Raw genomic sequence first — 20,585 nt, forward strand, 5'->3', positions numbered from 1 at the left:
CTCGTTATCGGCAGGAACCGCGGAAATTATAACCTTTTGTAACTATTTTTCGTTAGCGTGGCTTCACAGGTACCACAGCACCGATTAACGCTTAGAGGCCTTTCCCGCCGCGACATCGCTTCACGAGCAGATTTATGGTTTGATAATCAAAGAATGAAAACGCTGTTTCGAAAATTCATCGATAAGAAAGGAGACATCATGTCCTGGCACCCTAACCCCGGCCGTTATGAAAATATGCAGTACCGCTACTGTGGCAAAAGCGGGCTGCGCCTGCCTGCGCTGTCGCTCGGCCTTTGGCACAGTTTCGGCCACGTTCAGCCGCTCGACATCCAGCGTGCGCTGCTGCGTAAAGCCTTCGACCTCGGTATAACCCATTTCGATCTTGCCAATAACTACGGCCCGCCTGCGGGGAGCGCGGAAGAGAACTTTGGTCGCCTGCTGCGGGAGGATTTTGCCGCCTGTCGCGACGAGCTGATTATCTCCACCAAAGCGGGTTACGACATGTGGCCGGGACCGTATGGCTCGGGCGGCTCGCGCAAATATCTGCTCGCCAGCCTCGACCAGAGCCTGAAGCGTATGGGTCTGGAATATGTGGATATTTTCTATTCCCATCGCGTGGATGAGAACACGCCGATGGAAGAGACCGCTGCCGCGCTGGCCCATGCGGTGCAGAGCGGTAAAGCGCTGTATGTCGGAATTTCGTCCTATTCAACGGCGCGCACGCAGAAAATGGCTGACCTGCTTCGCGAATGGAAAATTCCACTGCTCATCCATCAGCCGTCGTACAACCTGCTTAATCGCTGGGTGGATAAAACCGGCCTGCTGGAGACGCTAAAGCAAAACGGTACTGGCTGTATTGCGTTTACCCCACTGGCGCAGGGGTTGCTGACCGGAAAATACCTCAACGGTATTCCTGAAGGTTCGCGGATGCAGCGCGAGGGGAATAAAGTGCGCGGGCTGACGCAGAAGATGCTGACCGAAGCCAATCTGAACAGTCTGCGCTTGCTCAATGAGATGGCACAGGCACGTGGTCAGACAATGGCGCAGATGGCGCTAAGCTGGCTGCTGAAAGATGAGCGCGTAACGTCCGTGCTGATTGGCGCGAGCCGCCCGGAACAGCTGGAAGAGAACGTTCAGGCGCTGAAAAACCTGCGCTTTAGCGAAGAGGAGCTGATACGCATTGATAAGCATGTTGCGGATGGAGAGTTGAATCTGTGGCAGGCGTCGTCGGATAAATAGTGCGGTCTGTTGCCCTCTCCCACAGGGAGAGGGTGGTTAAGAAGGAAATTACTTCTTGCTGATCTTATCCAGATACCCCATCACAAACGCCGAAAGCACAAACGTGAGATGGATAATGACATACCACATCAGTTTGTTGTCCGGGACATTCTTTGCGTCCATGAACACGCGTAACAGGTGAATGGAGGAGATCGCCACAATCGAGGCGGCCACTTTATTCTTCAGCGACGTGGCATCCATTTTGCCCAGCCAGCTCAGCTTTTCTTTACGCGCGTCGATATCAAGCTGGGAGACAAAATTCTCATAGCCAGAGAACATCACCATCACCAGTAAGCCCCCTACCAGCGTCATATCCACCAGTGACAGCAGAACCAGAATCAAATCTGCTTCGGCAATGGAAAAGATGTTCGGCAGAACATGCAAGATTTCCTGGAAGAACTTAATCGTGAGCGCAATCAGCGCCAGCGAAAGGCCAAAATAGACGGGTGCCAGTATCCAGCGCGAGGCGTACATAGCGTTTTCAAAGAAGCGTTCCATAAAGTCCTGTCTGCAAACGAAACCAGCACTCAGTATATCGCAACGGCGCTGACTGTTTGCAACAACTAACCATTACACGTTGTCAGGATCCACCTCAGGGCGCGCATACTCCGGCCAGACCAGCACCACCAGTTCCGGATAGGCTTCCAGGCTGAACTCGCGAAAGCACTGACGCAGGTTTAATACGTCTAAATCGGAATACGAGACCTTCTCACCATTCAGACAGCGCTTTTTGATATTGTCGTAATATTTATAGACCGCTGAATTCAGGTCACTGCAGCGACGCTGCGCTTCAAACAGGCCCGGCGTGTCATTAATTTCCGACATTTTCATCCGCTTTATTGTCGCGTGCAAAAAGTCGATATATTCATGGTTCACCCGCCAGTACCAAACCGGCGTCACCGAGTTCATCAAAACAGAGAAATGGTCTTCACCTTCCTCTTTAGTCATCAGTTCAGGCTGTGGGGTTTCACTGGTGTCTTTCGACTCTTTCGTTTTATTGAACTCCTGCATCAATAAAAGAACACCAGCGGTCAGTAATAGTAATGTAATGACCGTAAAAAATATGCTGTTCATGGGTTGGCTCCATTTTTTTTGATTTTAAAATTGCCTCATGATATTGTCAACGAATCTCACGCCTTTACCTTCCCCACCTTGTTGAAATTAAAGGAAATTAAAAAATGTTGCCCGACTATCTCGTCCCGGCTAAGTACCACATCACGCCTGTGGAACAGCAACCGACGGAAGCAGAAAAAGAGGCTAATTTCACTCAGGGAAAAAGAAAGCTCGCTGATTTTGAGCCTGACATATTAATTGGTGTTTCCCGTAGCGGCAAATCACGTAATATGTTGCTGGAAGAGCACGATCGTCATATAAAGGATCGCTTATTTCGCGCCATCAAAATTGAAGCCTTTGTCCACCTGTTGAATGACCTGCAGGCAGAAGGCGAAATAGATGCCCAGAAACTAAGTCAAATAATGGCCGAAAAGACCAAAGAAATAAATGAAGCGGGCAATGAAATTTGGCTTAATCTAATTACGCGAGAAAAAAACAACCCAATTTTTTATAACCTGGGGGAAGATTAATGTGAAAGACGTTAAAGATAACGATGTCTATTTGACTTTAGATGAGAAAAAAAGTGACGAATTTATCTTAAAGCAAAATCTCGAGGCTTTGCGTAACACCAAAAACGCCGAGATGACGCGTATTACCCAGGATCTGGTTTCCATTCCGGCGACGCTGGTGCGCCTGAAATGGCAGAACCGCCGCGAGATTTATCCCTTACAGGTCAAGGAAGAGATTTACGGCGCCGTGATGAATGCCATCATCGAACAACGGCCCGAGCTGAAAGAGAAGCTTCTGGGGCGTCTGGAGGCCAATTATCAGTATCTGCTGGCCAGAGAAACCGCAACCCTGCGCCTGACGCGCAAACTGTCCGACGGCGAGTATCGTACCTCAAACGTCACCAGCGTCGCGCTTGACGAGGACGCGCTGGCAGCCCTCTCTCCCGCGTCGACGGATAACAAACACGAATAACCCGACAGGCATAAAAAAAGCCGGCTTTCGCCAGCTTCTTCGTTATTTCGCGGCCGCTTTCTCTTCGCCGACCAGCCCAATCTTCAGATAACCCGCCTGATGCAGCGTATCCATGACCTTCATCATGGTCTCGTAATCAACGGTTTTATCCGCACGGAAGAAGACCGTCGTGTCTTTCTTACCGCCAGTGAGCTGATCCAGCGCCGGGATGACAGAGTCAGCCGTCACCGGGTCGTTCCCAAGGAACATCGATTTATCTGCTTTCACCGACAGATAGATGGGCTTTTCCGGGCGCGGCTGCGGCTGGCTGGACGAGGCCGGCAGGTTTACCTTCACGTCGACCGTCGCCAGCGGCGCAGCAACCATGAAGATAATCAGCAGAACCAGCATAACGTCGATAAACGGCGTCACGTTGATTTCATGCATTTCGCCGTTATCGTCCATATTTTCATTAAGACGCATTGCCATAATTCATTAACCTACGCGCAGTTTGGAGGCCGCGTGCACCGGTTTAGCGGCACTGGCATTCAGATCAAGATCGCGGCTTTGCAGCAGCAGAACCTGCGCGGCGACGTCACCGAGGGTGGCTTTATAGCTACCAATCATGCGCGCGAAGACGTTATAGATAACCACCGCAGGGATCGCCGCAACCAGACCGATAGCGGTCGCCAGCAGCGCTTCGGCGATACCCGGTGCAACTACCGCCAGGTTCGTCGTTTGGGTTTGCGCAATCCCGATAAAGCTGTTCATGATGCCCCAGACCGTACCGAACAGCCCCACGAACGGCGAGATGGCCCCGATGGTCGCCAGATATCCATTGCCCCGGCCCATATGACGGCCCACGGCGGCGACGCGACGCTCCAGACGGAAGCCGGTACGTTCTTTAATACCTTCGTTATCTTCACTGCCTGCGGAGAGTTCCAGCTCGTTTTGCGCTTCGTTAACTAACAGGGTGGTCAGGCTTTTCGCGTGGAAGGATGAGGTCATATCAGACGCCTGATCCAGAGAGCGGGCTTCAGCCAGCTGCTGTTGCTCACGCTTGAGGCGGCGCTTCTGAGAAATCAGCTCGGCGCTCTTGCCAAAGAAGATAGCCCACGTGATCACGGACGCCAGAATCAGGCCGATCATCACAATCTTAACCACGATGTCAGCATGATGATACATGCCCCAAACGGAGAGATCCGTCTGCATCAAATTATTACCCACTCTGTATCTCCAGGACGCAAATCACAAAATCTGAACGTAATAATATCAAAACATCGTCGAATTGATAGTCGTTCTCATTACTATTTACATAGTGCCGCAATTTTCGCTCATATTCCTTGCGCTTACGCAGTAAAAATTTCTTATGCGGTTTTTTGCTAATATTTTCTGCTTATTCGATAAGCATCCGGGTGTAGATTTTCACTTTCGTGGTAGTCTGGACGTCCAGACGTATAAAAACAGGGTTAGCGAACATGACCAAGAAGCATCTTGATACCACGCTGGTACAGGCCGGGCGCAGCAAGAAATATACTCAGGGTTCGGTGAACAGCGTGATCCAACGGGCCTCCTCGCTGGTGTTTGATACCGTAGAGGACAAAAAAATCGCCACGCGTAACCGCGCCAAAGGCGGACTGTTTTACGGACGTCGTGGCACGCTAACCCACTTCTCACTGCAGGAAGCCATGTGCGAGCTGGAAGGCGGCGCAGGCTGCGCGCTGTTTCCGTGCGGTGCGGCGGCAGTCGCCAACACCATTCTGGCGTTCGTGGAACAGGGCGACCATATTCTGATGACCAACACCGCCTATGAACCGAGCCAGGATTTCTGCACCAAAATCCTCTCCCGACTCGGCGTAACCACGGGCTGGTTCGATCCGCTGATTGGCGAAGGCATCGCAGAGCTTATTCAGCCCAACACGCGCATCGTGTTCCTGGAATCTCCGGGTTCGATCACCATGGAAGTACACGACGTGCCGGCCATCGTGAAAGCCGTGCGCAGCAAAGCGCCAGAGGCGATTATCATGATCGACAACACCTGGGCGGCAGGCGTGCTGTTTAAAGCGCTGGAATTCGACATTGATATCTCCATTCAGGCGGCGACCAAATATCTGATTGGCCACTCAGACGGGATGATCGGCACGGCCGTTTCTAACGCCCGCTGCTGGGATCAGCTGCGGGAAAATGCCTACCTGATGGGGCAGATGGTCGATGCCGATACCGCCTACATGACCAGCCGCGGCATTCGCACGCTGGGGGTGCGCCTGCGTCAGCATCACGAAAGCAGCCTGAAGATAGCTGAGTGGCTGGCGCAGCACCCGCAGGTTGAGCGCGTCAACCATCCGGCACTGCCGGGCAGTAAAGGGCATGAATTCTGGCAACGAGACTTTACGGGCAGCAGCGGTTTGTTCTCATTCGTTCTAAAAAAACGGCTGAATAATGACGAGCTGGCAAGCTATCTGGATAATTTTACCCTCTTCAGCATGGCCTACTCCTGGGGCGGGTTTGAATCCCTGATCCTGCCTAATCAGCCGGAGCAGATTGCGGCCCTGCGCCCTGGCGGTGAAGTGGACTTCAGCGGCACCCTGATTCGCTTGCATATCGGTTTAGAAAACGCGGACGATTTAATTGCCGATTTAGCAGCAGGGTTTGCGCGTATCGTGTAGAGTGCTGGCAAACATGTACTCCATGGATGCTTTTGTGGACACCGCCACCAGAAAAGTCTGCATTAGTTGCGCCCGCGATCAACCCCATCGGGCAAATAAGGGAGTACAATAGTGCTATATCTGTTGTTCCACAGGAAAGTCCATGGCTGTTATTCAAGATATTATCGCGGCGCTCTGGCAACACGACTTCGCCGCACTGACCGATCCTCACGTTGTAGGTATCGTCTATTTCGTGATGTTCGCGACCCTGTTTCTGGAAAATGGATTACTGCCAGCCTCATTTTTACCCGGTGATAGCCTCCTTTTGCTTGCGGGGGCGTTAATCGGTAAAGGTGTCATGGACTTCGCGCCGACCATGGTGATCCTCACCTCCGCGGCAAGCCTGGGCTGCTGGCTGAGCTATCTGCAGGGCCGCTGGCTCGGCAATACGCGCGTCGTGAAGAGCTGGCTGGCGCAGCTACCGCATAAATACCATCAGCGTGCGACCTGCATGTTTGACAGGCATGGCCTGCTGGCCTTGCTGGCCGGGCGTTTTCTGGCCTTTGTTCGCACCCTGCTGCCCACCATGGCAGGCATTTCCGGCCTGTCGAACCGCCGCTTCCAGTTCTTCAACTGGCTGAGCGCGTTGTTATGGGTGGGTGTCGTTACCACTCTCGGCTATGCGCTGAACATGATCCCGTTTGTGAAGCACCATGAAGACCAGGTAATGACCTTCCTGATGGTGCTGCCGATGTTCCTGCTGGTGGCTGGACTGGTGGGAACGATTGCGGTGGTGATTAAGAAGAAGTACTGCAGTGCATAAATAAAAGCCGGGTGGCGCTATCGCTTACCCGGCCTACGTTTGCCGTCAGACTCCCTGCATGGTTCGGATGCGTGACGCATCTTCCCCCGGCGTGACGCCGAAGTAGCGCTTAAACTCCCGACTAAACTGCGACGCACTCTCATATCCGACCCGCATCGCCGCCGCGCTGGCCTTCATGCCGTCGTGGATCATCAGCATCCGCGCCTTATGCAGACGGTAGGTTTTGAGGTATTGCAGCGGCGAGGTGCTGGTCACCGACTTAAAGTTGTGGTGAAACGCCGAGACGCTCATGTTCGCTTCCGCCGCCAGCTGGTCAACGCTGAGGTTTTCCGTGTACTGGCTTTCGATGCGCTTGAGTACGCGGCTTATCAGGCTGAAGTGGGTCTGCCGACTGACCAGCGCCAATAGTGCCCCGCCACCCGGCCCCAGCAGCACATGATAGAGAATTTCGCGGATGATTTGCTTACCCAGAATACGCGCATCCAGCGGTCTCTCCATCACGTCCAGCAGACGCTCAATGGCACAGAGGATCTCCTCTGACAGCGTGGCTGAGTTAATGCCGCTCGCCGCCATCGACGGCTGGAAAAGCTCGTCTTCGCCAATGTCCATCAGCAGCTCCTGAAGCTGAAGAATATCGACATTTACGCGGATCCCCGCCAGCGGTACCTCCTCTGTCGCGAAGGTTTCACATTCGAAGGGTAAAGGTACTGTCAGCAGCAGATATTCATTGGTGTCATAACGGAACACGCGTTCATTGATATAACCAATTTTATGGCCGGAAAAGAGAAAAACGATGCCCGGCTGATACATCACCGGCGTCCGCGTTCCCGGCTGCGTCCCGTAGAGCAGGCGAATATCCGGCAGCAGTTCGCCTGGGTTATTTTGCTTATCAATCAGTCTCTTAATCTGCGAAGTGAGCTGAAGACAGATGGCTTCACGGTTCATTTAGCGTTACTCCGGGTACGGTTTGCGACCCTCACAGTCTGCGCATTTTCCTGACGTTTCTCCAGTGCTCTGTAGAAATGGGCAAGACATCGGCAGGAATGTGCATTGAGAGGATATCCCCGGGCAGCCACAATGTGCAGCATCAGGTAGCCATCCGCGCCGCCACGATTTTTCACCCACGATAGGGAACGAGCCATGAATAATTTTAATCTCCACACCCCAACCCGCATCCTGTTTGGTAAAGGCGCTATCGCCGATCTGCGTGCACAGATCCCCGCTGACGCCCGCGTGCTGATCACCTACGGTGGCGGCAGCGTGAAAAAAACCGGCGTGCTGGATCAGGTTTACAGCGCACTGGAAGGTCTGGACGTACGCGAGTTTGGCGGTATCGAGCCAAACCCTTCTTATGAAACGCTGATGAACGCGGTGAAAATCGCCCGCGAAGAAAACATCACCTTCCTGCTGGCTGTCGGCGGGGGTTCCGTGCTGGACGGCACGAAGTTCATCGCCGCGGCAGCACACTACGCCGACGGTATCGACCCATGGCATATCCTGGAAACCCGCGGCAGCGACATTAAAAGCGCGATCCCGATGGGCTCCGTGCTGACCCTGCCAGCCACCGGTTCTGAATCCAACAAAGGCGCGGTGATCTCCCGTAAAACCACCGGAGACAAACAGGCCTTTATGAACGAGCACGTTCAGCCCGTATTCGCGATCCTCGATCCGGTGTACACCTACACCCTGCCCGCGCGTCAGGTCGCGAACGGCGTGGTCGACGCCTTTGTTCACACCGTTGAGCAGTACGTGACTAATCCGGTGGATGCCAAAATTCAGGATCGTTTTGCGGAAGGCATTCTGCTGACGCTGGTCGAAGAGGGTCCGAAGGCGCTGAAAGAGCCAGAAAACTACGACGTGCGTGCCAACGTGATGTGGGCTGCAACGCAGGCGCTGAACGGCCTGATTGGCGCAGGCGTGCCGCAGGACTGGGCAACCCACATGCTGGGCCATGAACTGACGGCGATGCACGGTCTGGATCACGCCCAGACGCTGGCGGTGGTTCTGCCGGCCCTGTGGAACGAAAAACGTGATACCAAACGCGCCAAACTGCTGCAGTACGCGGAACGCGTCTGGAACATCACCGAAGGTTCTGACGACGCGCGTATCGATGCGGCAATCGAAGCGACCCGCAACTTCTTTGAAGGCCTGGGCGTGCCGACGCGTCTGTCCGGCTATGGTCTGGATGGCAGCTCTATCCCTGCCCTGCTGGCTAAACTTGAAGAACACGGCATGACTCAGCTGGGCGAACACGGCGACATTACGCTGGACGTTAGCCGTAGTATCTACGAGGCGGCGCGCTAAGCGTTTTTGGCATCCTGCCTTTCGTTTTTTGACATTTCGTCCAGACTTAATGCACACCCCATCGCCGGAGTCCCCCTCCGGCGATGCGCACCTGAAGGAGGAAAAATGGCAAACCAAACCGTAATCAAGCTGCAGGACGGCAACGTGATGCCCCAGTTGGGGCTAGGTGTATGGAAAGCCGGTAACGACGAGGTCGTCTCCGCCATTCATAAAGCACTGGAAGTCGGCTATCGGTCCATTGATACCGCCGCCGCCTACAAAAACGAGGACGGCGTGGGGAAAGCACTGGCCAGCGCCGGTATGTCCCGCGACGACCTTTTTATCACCACCAAACTGTGGAACGACGACCAAAAGCGCCCGCGCGAAGCGCTGCAGGAGAGCCTGGATAAACTCCAGCTCGATTTCGTCGATCTGTATCTGATGCACTGGCCGGTTCCGGCTATCGACCATTATGTTGATGCCTGGAAAGGGATGATTGAACTGCAAAAAGAGGGGCTGGTGAAAAGCATCGGCGTCTGTAACTTCCAGGTTCATCACCTGCAGCGTCTGATTGACGAAACGGGCGTTGTGCCGGTGATTAATCAGATTGAACTGCACCCGCTGATGCAGCAGCGCCAGCTTCACGCCTGGAACGCCACGCACAAAATCCAGACCGAGTCCTGGAGCCCGCTGGCTCAGGGCGGTGAAGGGGTATTCGACCAGAAAATTATTCGCGATCTGGCGGATAAATATGGCAAAACTCCGGCGCAGATTGTTATTCGCTGGCATCTGGACAACGGCCTGGTGGTGATCCCGAAATCGGTCACGCCATCGCGCATCGCCGAAAACTTCGACGTCTGGGATTTCCGCCTGGATAAAGATGAGCTGGGCGAGATTGCGAAACTGGATCAGGGCAAGCGTTTAGGGCCCGATCCGGATCAGTTTGGCGGGTAGTAAAAAGCCGGGTGGCGGCTGCGCCTTACCCGGCCTACGATCTGAGTTGTAGGCCCGGTAAGCGAAGCGCCACCGGGCAATGAGACTAGCCGCTCTTACGTTTCACATTCTTTTTCGTTCCCGCGCTACCGTTCGAACGCTGATGCACAATTGGCGTATGCTTGGTCAGCGCCGGGCGCGTATGGCGGTTCTGGCGACGCGCTTCGCGCATCTCATCCAGCGTTGGTGCCGGCACCAGACAGTCGCGACGCGAGCCAATCAGATGCTTTTTCCCCATCTCTTCCAGCGCCTGGCGGATCAGCGGCCAGTTAGCCGGATCGTGGTAGCGCAGCAGCGCTTTGTGCAGACGACGCTGTTTATCCCCTTTCGGCACCACCACATCTTCACTCTTGTAACCAATTTTACTCAGCGGGTTTTTGCCGGTGTAGTACATGGTTGTGGAGTTGGCGAGCGGTGACGGATAGAAGTTCTGCACCTGATCCAGACGGAAGCGACGCTGTTTCAGCCACAGCGCCAGGTTCACCATGTCTTCATCGCGCGTACCCGGGTGGGCGGAGATGAAGTACGGGATCAGGTACTGCTCTTTCCCTGCCTGCTTTGAGTAGGTATCGAACAGCTGTTTAAAGCGATCGTAGCTGCCCATCCCCGGCTTCATCATTTTCGACAGCGGGCCTTCTTCGGTGTGCTCCGGCGCAATCTTCAGATAGCCACCGACGTGGTGCGTCGCCAGCTCTTTGATGTAGGGCGGATCTTCCACAGCGATGTCGTAACGTACCCCGGAGGCAATCAGGATTTTCTTGATGCCCTTCAAATCACGCGCGCGGCGATAGAGGTTGATCGTCGGCTCGTGGTTGGTGTCCATATGTTCGCAAATGCTTGGATAGACACAGGAGAGACGGCGGCAGGTTTGCTCCGCGCGCGGCGATTTACAGCGCAGCATGTACATATTGGCCGTTGGGCCGCCGAGGTCGGAGATCACCCCGGTAAAGCCAGGCACGGTATCGCGAATGGCTTCGATCTCGTTGATGATCGAATCTTCAGAACGGCTCTGAATAATGCGCCCCTCGTGCTCGGTAATGGAGCAGAGCGAGCACCCTATAATTCTGATCATTTAGAAATTTTTTTGCGTTTAAAATCAATGAATTGAAAGATTTCATTTTTCTAAGTCTGATAAAACAGATGAAAACCCAACTGACTATACTCATAAAACTCAATCTTTGCGCTGCTGTACGATACCAGTAATTACAGGTGCCGAGTTTAACATCATGAAAAGTAGCCCAATAATGAATGACGCAACGCCAGCTGCGGTGCCTAACTTCTGACTGAACACCATTGAAACAAAGTACATATTTGGGATAAAAACGGACATAGCAATCACGAAAAGTAACTTATTCAGATAATTATTTATTCGGGTCTTAACCTCAACTCTATCATAAAAAGCCATCGAAACGTAAGCAGTTATCAGTGAATAAAAAGACCATGTCATATAGTTAACCGATTCATTAAATGCCTCTCGCAAAAGCAAAGCACTTTCTGTCATTCCCTACCTCATTAAATCAATAGAAAATAAATCTGAATAATTTATTTTTAAAAGAAAAGAACACAACATAACTTCAGTAGTTATGATTAATCCCTGAATGATTATTTCTTAGCAAGATATAACATGCTTAATGTATATCAGGCAATAAAAAAACTCCCAAAGACCACCGCTGTGGTCTTCAGGTATAGGATTTAAAGAACGAACTCAGTCCGGAAACGTATCACTATCTTCTGTAACGTCCGCTTTCTCTGGTAACATTCTGTTTTTAATATACTGTGAATTCCTGCAGATGAGAGGAAAAATCTCCGAGTTATTCATTATACAACTCGTTGCCGTACGGGCGTCCTCCGGAGACCATGATGAAAATGAAAACGTCTGACGGTCAAGCCATTGAGACAATAATACATTATCAACAGAAGCGCTAAACAGCGCCGCAATAGCCCTGCGTTCAACGGCCTTCTCAGGTTCAATAAACGACAACTCATTATGAAAACGGGTAATAATCGCAATACGGCTGTCAATACGAATATGTCTTTCAAGTAAGACATCGTGCAACTCATCAAGTACAGTCTCTCTCTGGGTATCGTCGAGGCAAGACCACAGAAAATGAATGTTCTCGGCATTTGTGACAACGTCTGGCTCTGCATCACGGAACCATGATGCAAAGATACCCACACTACCTTCCATCCGGATATGCTGCCCCTGAAGTTGCATTTGTTCAAGGATAAAGCGCATGTTCACAGGAAGAACCGTAAAACACTCAATAAGCCTTTCAGAAGAACTAAATACTCCACATGCCAGGGCGTTCAGCTTTTTCTTCAAAATATCAAACTGCTCACCTGACTGATATACGTCATGGAGAAATACTGGACCCATAGCATTCACATCAGACTCAATTATTTTCTCTGACAGTGCTTTTTGACGCTCTCGCACAAATATTAAAAGAGAGGTTGCATTTGTAGCTTCTTTGATGACGTCATACTGACCTTTAACAAAGCTCAGGACAGGTATATTCACCAGAAGACCTAAATCAACAATCCTGCCAACAGCATTTTTGATGTACGGCAGAACATTTTTATCCTTAAGTGCTATAAAGATACTCTCGGCAGTACGTAGATAACGAAGATATGCAGCCAAAGCCAGGTCAAACCGTTCCTCACCAATATGTTCACTGTACGACTCGATACCGGCATAGTTACCATGGAGCACCATGTGAGCAACAGCCTGTGCAGCAAATTCCGCAGGGAAGAGATTCCTCGTCGCCGTATTATTAAGATAATATTGATTTAAAACATTATTATTCCAGTCCGGGCTCAGAACAATTTTTCTGAAATGGATAACGTCCTCAACAACCTGACGATTTTTAAGCGTCATTATTGCAGAGCTAACCTGAGCCCCACCTGTACCATCATTCTTTCCAATTACGTTCTGTACCGCCTTCGATGCAATATTGATATGCCGGATAATTCCCGGATTAAAAAGGTCTATCTGAGGTTGCTCAGCTCCATAGCGTAACATCTCCTCCCGACCGTGATTTCCGATATCTAGTGTGCCAATTTTCAGGTTTGACAAGGTCTCTTCATTATTGACAAGGTATTCCACATAAAATACGCCATCTACAAAATTCTCCATTTTATTCAGTAGTGATTCACCGGCCAGAACAGAGTATGAATCAGCTTCCTGCAGCAACGTCTTCGTGGATTCAGCCTCCAATTTTTCTGAATCCTGAATTTCATCAAGTTTACTCACAATAAACGATATTTGCCTTTCGACGAAAGGCTCTAGGCTTATCCGCCCGTCAGCCATCAGTTTCTGCAGACTCAATACGAAACCTTCATCATTCTTTTCTCTGAGTGAAACAGCATAACTCTGATTCAGCATTTGCACTGCGACTTTGAGTTGCGGTTCGGCGAGAGCCTGACACTTCTCATCCATCCGGCTATAAGAAACCAGCCAGTCTCGCATCTGAATATGTGGTGCCACTCGCTGCCATGCTTCAGCGAAACCCCACAAGGCCGTCAGTTCTTCAAGCCGTGGGATATTTATAGCACCAATCGCGTCTTTAAGAGGCGTATCAAGCAACTCGCTCCTGGCAAGCTCCACCGTGGACTGATAGTGGATGCTCATCAGAAATTCGCTCCATCTTTCTGTATCGTTATTAAAAATTCGGGATATTTGTTGATAAGTTAGCGAGAGCATCTCGTCAAAATCATCCGGAGCAATACCGGGTTCGGTCTGACTAGCTTTGGGATCGCGAAGTAATACTTTAATATCTCGCTCCCCGTATCTGACCACCAGTAAGTAGAGAGCAATAAGAATATGGCGATGATCTTCTGTTGCAGGAACGGTAAGGTTCAGAATATGAATATCATTAACAAACTTCTTCATTAATCGCGGTGTGATACGAGGATACTCAGAGGGTTTCCAGCGCTCAAGCAACACCGTTGCTTCCCGGCACGCTATCCCTGCATCCTCATTTACTGTTTCTTTCCAGTACTGCCTTAACGCTTCCTGCCATCCTGCCGAAATAAGAGGAGGAACCTGAAAACTTACAGGAATCCGCTTTGCAATAAACTCACGCCCGCTGAAACCCGCCACAGAAAGTGAGGCTGAAACCTGTCTTGCCGAATAGGGCACCACTATCCTGAAGTGTTCATGAGTGGCTCCGGCAATAAGCTCCATATCACTCCAGAGCTCTTTCACTTTGTCTGCACTGATTCGGTCCAGATTATCAATGATAAGGATGAAGCGATCTCCATGGGAAATGACCTCTTTGGAGGTAAATCCCTGCAGAGCTTCAGCCGGCTCAATAGCTCCGACCTCCTTATTAACTAGCCAAGTCTCTTCAATCCTGTCAGTACTGTTGCGTTTGAACAAATCACCAATACTCGAATACCCTTTCTTTCTGTACCATTCCATGTTCTGCAGGCATGCCAGTCCTGCGACCATAATGGCAGGAGAAAGAAACGCGGCCACCTCAACATAAAAAAGCCACCCTAATAATGACTCCTTGTTAGTAAAATATTGATTAAGGTCTGTTAGCACATAACGAAGCATCTGCACGGAAAGCAATGACAGTAAAATAAAAACGACGGTCAACCAGCTTAGCCTGCTGCTGACCCTCTTGTCGTATTCAACGATGTTACCCAGAGCCAGATTTTTATACTTATCCAACACATCCCGGGAGCCCGGACATTGTAGGCTGACCCCGTGGTGGATGACATCGATAAGCGCTTTTTTAGTTGAGCCATGATGGTAACGTTCTGCATCAAAGTTAATGAACGTAAAATCATCTTTAAGCTTTTTCTGCAGGAACTTCAATATTGTTGACTTACCTGAACCCAGCTCACCTTCCAGACCAATAATATTGACATCAGGTGTCCTGATGATCTGAGCCACATTCTCTGCAACTTTTTCATGACTGCTGCCTCTAAACATATCCTGGTCAGCGGGTGATTCCGTCTGCAATCGTAGAGTCATTCAGCAATTTCCTTCGTTATAACGTAAGATTCTTTCACTATTAGACACAGTACAGAGCCCACAGCAACCAAATGACTGCAGCCGGGGCAGTTTAGTTTTAAGCATGCATAAGCCGATTTCGATGGAATCCCTTTCACACAATAATATTGAATTGAAGCAATGAAAACATTAATGTGTTTGTTGTGACTAGCTGCAGGGGCCTGGAAGAAATTCCAAAGCCTGACAAACCGGAACAGGGCTTGCTCTGCTCCGGTTTTATCCAGTTCATCTTGAAGCCCTTGTTTTTGTTACATATCCCTGCTCACTCTTTCAGCCATTGTTAAGCTTCTTGTGTGTAATCTGCGAATAATACGGATGCAAAATTGATGCAATGGATTATACATACCTACAGCGCACGTTACGCTGAGCTGAATCGAATTTCAGAGAACGTTCTTCGCTATTACCCTGCCCAGCCAGTTGAACACATTTTATCATCCGGCCCCGAGAGTGACATGTTCTCTGCCTGGTACAGCCTTCATCAGAGTCAAACTAGACGTTATTTACAGGCAAAAGAAGACAGCTACAGAGCTTAAGTCTGACATTATTCGTGGCTGTGTCTGCCTTCGGAGTTTTCAGCTTATCCCGATAACAGCGGTTTTGAAAAATTGACGTTTTTTACACCGGTACATTGCCCGAACGCAATCTCCCCCGTAGCGAAATACCGCCCCGCAGAAAATCGTCCATGCTCGGCATGCCCCTGGAACATCAGCATCTTTTCAATAAAGGTTTTACAGCCTATAGTCTGTATAACACAAAATACACCTTACCTGCTGTATTACAGGGCGGTACTCCCTACTCAGTCTGCGAGGCAGGTCACTTATGAATAATCAGTTCCCGATAAAAACGCTGAACCAGCTCAGACCTGTGCTAATCGGGTTTCGCAAAATCAAGGGCTTCACGCAAAAAGATGTGTCTGAGAGGCTTGGCGTAACGCAGCAAACCTATGCCCGCCTGGAAGCAAACCCTGCTAGCGCCAGTATTGATCGTCTGTACAAGGTATTCAGTATTCTGGGCGTAGAAATAACGCTGTCATCTATTTCCCCTTCACCCTTCATTTCCCACACAGAGATGAGGGGGGCATTTGACAGCACTCCCGCCAGACGGGAGAAATGGTGACTATTAGAAGTTTGCTAGTTTTGTCGAATGACGCCAACTACATGTCCGCATCCATCGAGTAGTGGCTTCAAGCCACGATTGTCACTGCCTCCGCTGCCTTTTTCCAGTAACTCTCTCCTTTTAATTCTAATATTTAGGGGTGTCAACGCAAAGCAGAAACGGCACCTTCTTTGCGAGACAGAAATGACCTGTGATTGCCTGGCCGATTTATGGCAGCTAAGTGCGAGAAGCGGATATAGCGAATTCGCCATTGTACGGGATTAGCAGGTTTACTGAAGCAACCTGCGATGGCGTTATGGCAATAGTCAGTCCCCTGTCCAGTCGGCATAGGTGGCCACCTCGTCACCGCCGGGGATAAACTGATTGAAGCCTCCGCGCAAAATCACTTATTCTTTTCCGTTAATAAAATGCAGGAGCAAAGTCATGACTGGCGAAATTCGTGGGCGAGGCAGGCCACGAAAAACAGAGAGTACCTATACAGGGTAAGGGTGCCAACTTACTGATTTAGTGTATGATGGTGTTTTTGAGGTGCTCCAGTGGCTTCTGTTTCTATCAGCTGTCCCTCCTGTTCAGCTACTGAAGGCGTGGTGCGTAACGGTAAAAGTACTGCCGGACATCAGCGCTATCTCTGCTCTCACTGCCGTAAAACATGGCAGCTACAGTTCACTTACATCGCCTCTCAGCCCGGTACACACCAGAAAATTATTGATATGGCCATGAATGGCGTCGGATGTCGCGCCAGTGCACGCATTATGGGCGTTGGCCTCAACACGATTTTACGACACTTAAAAAACTCAGGCCGCAGTCGGTAAACTCACGCATACAACCGGGCAGTGACGTTATTGTTTGCGCGGAAATGGACGAACAGTGGGGTTACGTCGGCGCTAAATCACGCCAGCGCTGGTTGTTTTACGCGTATGACAGGATACGGAGGACGGTTGTGGCGCACGTATTCGGTGAACGCACGTTGGTCACGCTGGAGCGTCTTCTGGGCCTGCTGTCGGCCTTTGAGGTCGTGGTATGGATGACGGATGGCTGGCCGCTTTATGAATCACGCCTGAAGGGAGAACTGCACGTTATCAGCAAGCGATATACGCAGCGCATTGAGCGGCATAACCTGAATCTGAGGCAGCATCTGGCAAGGCTGGGCAGGAAGTCACTGTCTTTCTCAAAATCGGTGGAGCTGCATGACAAAGTCATCGGGCATTATCTGAACATAAAACACTATCAGTAAGTTGGAGTCATTACCGGTGCTCTGATATATTTATTATACTATAGTGGGGTATGTGTTGATCTTAATGTAATACTCCCCTATAGTATAAGAAATACAGAGCAGTGAGGTAAGCAATGCCCAGTACTCCTGAAGAGAAAAAAAAGGTCCTAACCCGGGTTCGCCGTATCCGGGGTCAGATTGATGCTCTGGAAAGAGCACTTGAAAGTGGCGCTGAATGCCGTTCCGTTCTCCAGCAAATCGCCGCCGTCCGGGGCGCCGCTAACGGACTGATGGCAGAGGTGCTGGAGAGCCACATACGGGAAACCTTTGACCAGAATGACAGCTACAGTCATGAAGTCAGTAAATCAGTTGACGATACGATTGAGCTGGTTCGTGCCTATCTTAAATAGGTGAGGCCATTATTACATTGAGGATATATTACGTATGAAATCACGTGCCGCTGTTGCATTTGCACCAGGGAAGCCCCTGGAGATTGTTGAAATTGATGTTGCTCCGCCTAAAAAAGGCGAGGTGCTGATTAAAAACACCCACACAGGTGTCTGCCATACCGATGCCTTTACCCTCTCAGGGAATGACCCTGAGGGCGTTTTCCCGGTGGTTCTCGGCCACGAGGGAGCCGGTATCGTCGTTGAAGTTGGTGAAGGCGTCACCAGTGTGAAGCCGGGTGACCATGTTATTCCGCTCTACACCGCTGAATGCGGGGAGTGTGAATTCTGCCAGTCCGGTAAAACGAACCTCTGTGTATCGGTTCGCGAGACTCAGGGCAAAGGACTGATGCCTGACGGGACCACTCGCTTTTCATACAACGGTCAGCCTCTTTACCACTACATGGGATGTTCCACATTCAGTGAATACACCGTTGTGGCCGAGGTTTCTCTGGCAAAAATTAACCCGGAGGCGAACCATGAACACGTCTGCCTGTTGGGTTGTGGCGTGACTACCGGTATTGGCGCCGTCCATAACACGGCTAAAGTGCAGCCGGGCGATTCAGTTGCCATTTTTGGTCTGGGGGCAATTGGTCTGGCTGCGGTACAGGGGGCCCGTCAGGCAAAAGCGGGACGTATTATCGCTATCGATACTAATCCGACAAAATTTGACCTGGCCCGTCAGTTCGGGGCCACTGACTGCATTAACCCGAATGATTATGACAAACCGATTAAAGATGTTCTGCTGGATATCAACAAGTGGGGTATTGACCATACCTTTGAATGTATCGGTAACGTTAACGTCATGCGTGCAGCGCTGGAAAGTGCTCACCGTGGGTGGGGGCAGTCCGTTGTCATTGGTGTCGCAGGGGCCGGACAGGAGATTTCCACCCGTCCTTTCCAGCTGGTCACCGGGCGCGTATGGAAAGGTTCCGCGTTTGGCGGAGTAAAAGGCCGCACTCAGCTCCCCGGTATGGTCGAGGATGCCATGAAGGGGGATATTGACCTTGAGCCATTTGTAACCCATACGATGACACTGGATGAAATCAATGACGCCTTCGAGCTTATGCATGAAGGCAAATCTATCCGGACAGTGATTCATTACTGATCCCATCAGAATTTTAATCAACTCAAACTGAAGGAAGTGGAAAATGACAACTCCGGTAATTTCTGGTGACGGCATCTTTTCTCATGTGTTCATTGGCGCAGCCGATGTCGAGAAATCCTCCGCATTTTACGATGTCGTCCTGGGCACGCTTGGTATCAATAACCTCGGCCCGTTTGGCAACGGCTGGGTACTCTATGGCCGCGAAAAGCCGGCATTTATCATTGCCCGTCCGGGCAACGGTGAAGCACCTTCCGCTAACGGGGTGACTGTCGGCTTCGCTGCTGCCACCCCGGAAGAGGTTGATGCTTTCCATGCTGCCGGCCTTGCCGCCGGTGGAGCTGATGAAGGTCAACCTGGCCCGCGTGGTCACCTTCCCGGGGCCTATGCTGCCTACCTGCGGGATCCGGCGGGTAACAAAATCACGGCGTATACGTTTATCTGACGTCCGGATTTAAAGATACTTCCCCTGGCTTCGGTCAGGGGAAATAACCATGAGATAACGGCTGATGGAACTCATTGAGCAGCATGCCAGCTCTGGCGGCTGGCAAAACGTGTACCGGCATTATTCACAATCCCTTAATTGTGAAATGAATTTCGGTGTGTATCTTCCTCCCAAAGCAGTAACAGAAAAACTGCCGGTACTATACTGGTTGTCGGGCCTGACCTGTACTGAGCAGAATTTCATCACCAAATCAGGTATGCAGCATTATGCAGCCCGGCATAACGTCATCGTTGTTGTCCCGGATACCAGTCCCCGGGGTAATAATGTCCCGGATGCCGACAGTTACGATCTTGGCCAGGGGGCCGGTTTTTATCTGAACGCGACGGAACAGCCGTGGAATGTTCATTACAGGATGTATGACTATATTCTCAGAGAGCTTCCGGATGTCGTCATGAATCATTTTCCTGCAACGGCAAGAAAATCTATATCCGGTCATTCTATGGGAGGGCTGGGTGCTCTGGTGCTGGCTCTGCGAAATCCTGGTGAATATGTGAGCGTATCAGCATTTTCCCCGATAGTATCGCCTTCTCAGGTGCCATGGGGGCAACAGGCATTTAGCGCTTACCTGGGTGAAAACAGAAAAACGTGGGAAGCCTACGATCCAGTCAGCCTCATTTTACAGGGTGAAAAATTACCAGAAATCTTCATTGATCAGGGGCTGAGTGACGCCTTTTATGAAGAGCAACTGCGCACCAAAATCCTTGAGAGAGTATGCAATGAGATGAACCTCAATGCGTCGTTCCGATATCATACTGGATACGACCACAGCTATTATTTCATTTCCAGCTTTATTGGTGAGCACATTGCTTACCATGCCAACAGGCTCAGGCTGTCAGCATGAGTTGATTTCCAGCCTCAGAAAATGTGCTTAATTTTCAGGCCTGAACAGGGCCTGAACCCTGCAGACCTGAGATGTACTGTAACTGGTGGCTTCAGCAGTTTCTCTTATGCTCAGTTTCTTGACCTGTCGGTAATACAGAACTTTCTTATGTCGTTCCTGATCGGCCTGTTTGCCCCGGTGAATCGCCACGGATAATCTAGACACTTCCGAGCCGTTGATAATACTGGTTTTCATATTCTGTCGGTGACATCTGTTCGCTAGAACCATGCCGACGCTTACTGTTATAAAACATTTCGATGTAATC

Annotated in this window: 21 protein-coding genes and 2 pseudogenes; 13 read left to right on the forward strand and 10 right to left on the reverse strand. The window is 50.7% G+C overall.

Annotated elements, in window-relative coordinates:
- Window positions 1-198: 198 nt before the first annotated feature.
- Window positions 199-1,239 (forward strand): aldo/keto reductase, encoded by a 1,041-nt coding sequence (locus PUZ33_RS22845; protein WP_058681065.1) that lies wholly within the window; start codon window positions 199-201, stop codon window positions 1,237-1,239.
- 48 nt (window positions 1,240-1,287) lie between these two features.
- Here PUZ33_RS22845 and PUZ33_RS22850 read toward each other — a convergent pair whose 3' ends face one another.
- On the reverse strand, window positions 1,288-1,776 hold the full coding sequence (locus tag PUZ33_RS22850) for a TIGR00645 family protein (RefSeq protein ID WP_013098707.1): 489 nt from the start codon (window positions 1,774-1,776) through the stop codon (window positions 1,288-1,290).
- Window positions 1,777-1,848: 72 nt separating this feature from the next.
- Window positions 1,849-2,352, reverse strand: coding sequence for an ESA_00282 family adhesion-associated protein (locus tag PUZ33_RS22855; protein ID WP_013098708.1), 504 nt, complete (start codon window positions 2,350-2,352; stop codon window positions 1,849-1,851).
- A gap of 104 nt (window positions 2,353-2,456) precedes the next feature.
- On the opposite strand from PUZ33_RS22855, the gene PUZ33_RS22860 reads away from it, so the two are divergent.
- On the forward strand, window positions 2,457-2,861 hold the full coding sequence (locus PUZ33_RS22860; protein ID WP_013098709.1) for a hypothetical protein: 405 nt from the start codon (window positions 2,457-2,459) through the stop codon (window positions 2,859-2,861).
- Between the two features lies 1 nt (window position 2,862).
- Window positions 2,863-3,312: a hypothetical protein gene (locus PUZ33_RS22865; protein WP_029883022.1), complete on the forward strand. Its 450-nt coding sequence runs from the start codon at window positions 2,863-2,865 to the stop codon at window positions 3,310-3,312.
- A 42-nt stretch (window positions 3,313-3,354) separates the two neighbouring features.
- Here the strand turns inward: PUZ33_RS22865 and exbD are convergent, their stop codons facing one another.
- Both exbD and exbB read right to left on the reverse strand, forming a co-directional pair.
- Window positions 3,355-3,780: a TonB system transport protein ExbD gene (gene exbD / locus PUZ33_RS22870; RefSeq protein ID WP_048971479.1), complete on the reverse strand. Its 426-nt coding sequence runs from the start codon at window positions 3,778-3,780 to the stop codon at window positions 3,355-3,357.
- Window positions 3,781-3,786: 6 nt separating this feature from the next.
- Entirely contained in the window at window positions 3,787-4,518 is a 732-nt protein-coding gene (gene exbB / locus PUZ33_RS22875) for a tol-pal system-associated acyl-CoA thioesterase (RefSeq protein WP_013098712.1), read from the reverse strand.
- Window positions 4,519-4,769: 251 nt separating this feature from the next.
- Here exbB and metC point away from each other — a divergent pair, with 251 nt between their 5' ends.
- Together metC and yghB are read left to right on the forward strand one after the other, a co-directional pair.
- Window positions 4,770-5,957 carry a cystathionine beta-lyase gene (metC, locus tag PUZ33_RS22880; RefSeq protein WP_013098713.1) on the forward strand — a complete coding sequence of 396 codons (1,188 nt, stop codon included), beginning with the start codon at window positions 4,770-4,772 and terminating at the stop codon, window positions 5,955-5,957.
- Window positions 5,958-6,099: 142 nt separating this feature from the next.
- Complete coding sequence (gene yghB / locus PUZ33_RS22885; RefSeq protein ID WP_058681064.1) at window positions 6,100-6,759, forward strand: DedA family general envelope maintenance protein YghB; 660 nt, start codon at window positions 6,100-6,102, stop codon at window positions 6,757-6,759.
- A gap of 45 nt (window positions 6,760-6,804) precedes the next feature.
- On the opposite strand, the gene PUZ33_RS22890 is transcribed toward yghB, so the two are convergent.
- The gene (locus tag PUZ33_RS22890; RefSeq protein WP_023619917.1) at window positions 6,805-7,704 is read right to left on the reverse strand and encodes an AraC family transcriptional regulator; all 900 of its coding nucleotides are present in this window, start codon (window positions 7,702-7,704) and stop codon (window positions 6,805-6,807) included.
- 195 nt (window positions 7,705-7,899) lie between these two features.
- Between PUZ33_RS22890 and yqhD the strand changes: the two genes are divergently transcribed.
- Together yqhD and dkgA are read left to right on the forward strand one after the other, a co-directional pair.
- Window positions 7,900-9,063 (forward strand): alcohol dehydrogenase, encoded by a 1,164-nt coding sequence (gene yqhD / locus PUZ33_RS22895; RefSeq protein WP_058681063.1) that lies wholly within the window; start codon window positions 7,900-7,902, stop codon window positions 9,061-9,063.
- A gap of 105 nt (window positions 9,064-9,168) precedes the next feature.
- Window positions 9,169-9,996, forward strand: a complete 828-nt coding sequence (gene dkgA / locus PUZ33_RS22900; protein WP_058681062.1) for a 2,5-didehydrogluconate reductase DkgA — start codon at window positions 9,169-9,171, stop codon at window positions 9,994-9,996.
- Between the two features lie 85 nt (window positions 9,997-10,081).
- Here dkgA and PUZ33_RS22905 read toward each other — a convergent pair.
- The 3 genes and pseudogenes from PUZ33_RS22905 to PUZ33_RS22915 all read right to left on the reverse strand — a co-directional run.
- Window positions 10,082-11,092, reverse strand: a pseudogene (locus PUZ33_RS22905) (DUF3362 domain-containing protein); the annotation flags it as partial.
- 114 nt (window positions 11,093-11,206) lie between these two features.
- Window positions 11,207-11,536 (reverse strand): hypothetical protein, encoded by a 330-nt coding sequence (locus tag PUZ33_RS22910; protein WP_000140246.1) that lies wholly within the window; start codon window positions 11,534-11,536, stop codon window positions 11,207-11,209.
- Window positions 11,537-11,740: 204 nt separating this feature from the next.
- Window positions 11,741-15,016 (reverse strand): P-loop NTPase fold protein, encoded by a 3,276-nt coding sequence (locus PUZ33_RS22915; protein ID WP_274205372.1) that lies wholly within the window; start codon window positions 15,014-15,016, stop codon window positions 11,741-11,743.
- An 858-nt stretch (window positions 15,017-15,874) separates the two neighbouring features.
- On the opposite strand from PUZ33_RS22915, the gene PUZ33_RS22920 reads away from it, so the two are divergent.
- The 6 genes from PUZ33_RS22920 to fghA all read left to right on the forward strand — a co-directional run bounded on the left by PUZ33_RS22920 (window position 15,875) and on the right by fghA (window position 20,281).
- Window positions 15,875-16,171 (forward strand): helix-turn-helix transcriptional regulator, encoded by a 297-nt coding sequence (locus PUZ33_RS22920; protein WP_017384073.1) that lies wholly within the window; start codon window positions 15,875-15,877, stop codon window positions 16,169-16,171.
- A 536-nt stretch (window positions 16,172-16,707) separates the two neighbouring features.
- Window positions 16,708-17,405, forward strand: a protein-coding gene (locus tag PUZ33_RS22925; protein WP_223479951.1) for an IS1 family transposase whose coding sequence is annotated in 2 segments (ribosomal slippage) — window positions 16,708-16,957 and window positions 16,957-17,405 — 699 coding nt in all. Because the reading frame shifts where the segments join, the coding sequence is not laid out codon by codon here.
- 113 nt (window positions 17,406-17,518) lie between these two features.
- Complete coding sequence (gene frmR, locus PUZ33_RS22930; RefSeq protein WP_017384071.1) at window positions 17,519-17,794, forward strand: formaldehyde-responsive transcriptional repressor FrmR; 276 nt, start codon at window positions 17,519-17,521, stop codon at window positions 17,792-17,794.
- Window positions 17,795-17,828: 34 nt separating this feature from the next.
- Window positions 17,829-18,938: an S-(hydroxymethyl)glutathione dehydrogenase gene (gene frmA / locus PUZ33_RS22935; protein WP_017384070.1), complete on the forward strand. Its 1,110-nt coding sequence runs from the start codon at window positions 17,829-17,831 to the stop codon at window positions 18,936-18,938.
- A 43-nt stretch (window positions 18,939-18,981) separates the two neighbouring features.
- Window positions 18,982-19,380: a VOC family protein gene (locus PUZ33_RS22940; protein ID WP_012561111.1), complete on the forward strand. Its 399-nt coding sequence runs from the start codon at window positions 18,982-18,984 to the stop codon at window positions 19,378-19,380.
- Between the two features lie 64 nt (window positions 19,381-19,444).
- On the forward strand, window positions 19,445-20,281 hold the full coding sequence (fghA, locus tag PUZ33_RS22945) for an S-formylglutathione hydrolase (protein WP_012561110.1): 837 nt from the start codon (window positions 19,445-19,447) through the stop codon (window positions 20,279-20,281).
- A gap of 27 nt (window positions 20,282-20,308) precedes the next feature.
- Here fghA and PUZ33_RS22950 read toward each other — a convergent pair.
- Both PUZ33_RS22950 and PUZ33_RS22955 read right to left on the reverse strand, forming a co-directional pair.
- Window positions 20,309-20,461 (reverse strand): annotated as a pseudogene (locus PUZ33_RS22950) (recombinase family protein); the annotation flags it as partial.
- Window positions 20,462-20,477: 16 nt separating this feature from the next.
- Window positions 20,478-20,585: IS3 family transposase (locus tag PUZ33_RS22955; protein WP_131729156.1), on the reverse strand; the 108-nt coding region annotated here is incomplete at its 5' end.

It is taken from the genome of Enterobacter cloacae complex sp. 2022EL-00981 (assembly GCF_028737495.1).
Lineage (GTDB): Bacteria > Pseudomonadota > Gammaproteobacteria > Enterobacterales > Enterobacteriaceae > Enterobacter > Enterobacter cloacae.